Source organism: Kitasatospora sp. NPDC091257, assembly GCF_044757675.1.
GTDB lineage: Bacteria > Actinomycetota > Actinomycetes > Streptomycetales > Streptomycetaceae > Kitasatospora > Kitasatospora lactacystinica.
The window spans coordinates 1-1,276 of record NZ_JBIVVI010001763.1 but is presented as its reverse complement, the minus strand read 5'-3'; the positions used below and the strand labels follow the sequence as shown (position 1 = coordinate 1,276).

The 1,276-nt window shown below is 75.7% G+C and carries 1 protein-coding gene and 1 pseudogene; both read right to left on the bottom strand.

The window, feature by feature from the left end:
• Positions 1–19 precede the first annotated feature (19 nt).
• Complete coding sequence (locus tag ACIQOV_RS41865) at positions 20–634, bottom strand: bacterial proteasome activator family protein (RefSeq protein WP_380353386.1); 615 nt, start codon at positions 632–634, stop codon at positions 20–22.
• A 366-nt stretch (positions 635–1,000) separates the two neighbouring features.
• Positions 1,001–1,276: pseudogene (locus ACIQOV_RS41860) on the bottom strand (hypothetical protein); the annotation flags it as partial.

The following is a 1,276-nucleotide window of genomic DNA, read 5'->3' as shown; positions in this document are numbered from 1 at the left end:
GGGTACCCGCCGGGTGCGGCTACAGGTAGGGACCGGAGCGGATGCCGCGGCCCGGGCCCGGCTCGTCCTCGTCCGACTCGCCGCTGTTCAGACCGGGCGGCAGTGCCCGCCGCATCTGCTCCAGCTGGGCCCGCGCCGCCATCTGCTGCGCGAACAGGGCCGTCTGGATGCCGTGGAAGAGGCCCTCCAGCCAGCCGACCAGCTGGGCCTGGGCGATCCGCAGCTCGGCCTCGGTCGGGATGGTGTCGTCGGTGAACGGCAGCGACAGCCGTTCCAGCTCGGCGACCAGCTCCGGGGCCAGTCCCAGTTCGAGCTCCTTGATCGAGCTCGCGTGGATGTCCTTCAACCGGGCCCGGCTCGCCTCGTCGAGGGGCGCCGCCCGGACCTCCTCCAGCAGCTGCTTGATCATGCTGCCGATGCGCATGACCTTGGCGGGCTGCTCGACCATCTCGGTCACCGGGAGCTCACGCGGCACGTCGCCCTCGTCGTCCCCGTCCCCGACCGTGCCGGCGAACCCCTGGCCCACGGGCAGCCCGTCCGGTCCGACGATCAGCACCTTCTGGCCGTCCTGCGACTGCCCGCCGGCGGCCCGGAAGGGCTCCTGCGACGGGCGCTCGTTCATCGGATTCGTCATGAACAACATTCTCTCTCACTGGGGTTGGTCGGGCGGAAGCCCCCGGTCGTCCCGCCGTCCTGCGCCACCCGTGACGAAGGTACGCCCCCGGCCGCCGCACGGGAATCCGTACGGATACTCAGTTCCCGCTCCCCGGCCGCCGCCCGCCCGCCGACGGTGCCCCGGCCCGGACCGCACCGGCCCGCCGCCGCGCGCCCGCCGGAAGCCCGGCCCCGCACCGGGCGCGCCGCCCCCGGGAACGCTCCGGTTCCGCCCCTGAGCCCCGGAACCGCCCGCCCGGACGCGGTCCCCGAGCCGCAACACCCGAGCCGTGGCACCCGAGCCGCGGGCACCCGAGCCACCGCACCCGGCCGCGGCACCGGCGCCTCAGCCCTTGCGCAGCCGCACGCCGACCAGTCCCAGGCCGCAGCCGATCAGCCCCAGGCCGACGCCCAGCGGCAGCTGGGTGGTGGAGGCGTCCTGCCAGTGGACGGGGAAGATCGCGGGCACGGCGGCGACGGCCGCGACCGGCTGTCCGGCGGCAGTGGCGGCGTCCGCGGTGTCCACGGCGGCCGGGTCCGGGACGGCGGCATCGCCGAGGGCCTCGCCCTCCGCCGCCTTTCCGTCGGTCTTCGGCGGCTCGGCCTCGACCCCCTGCTCCGG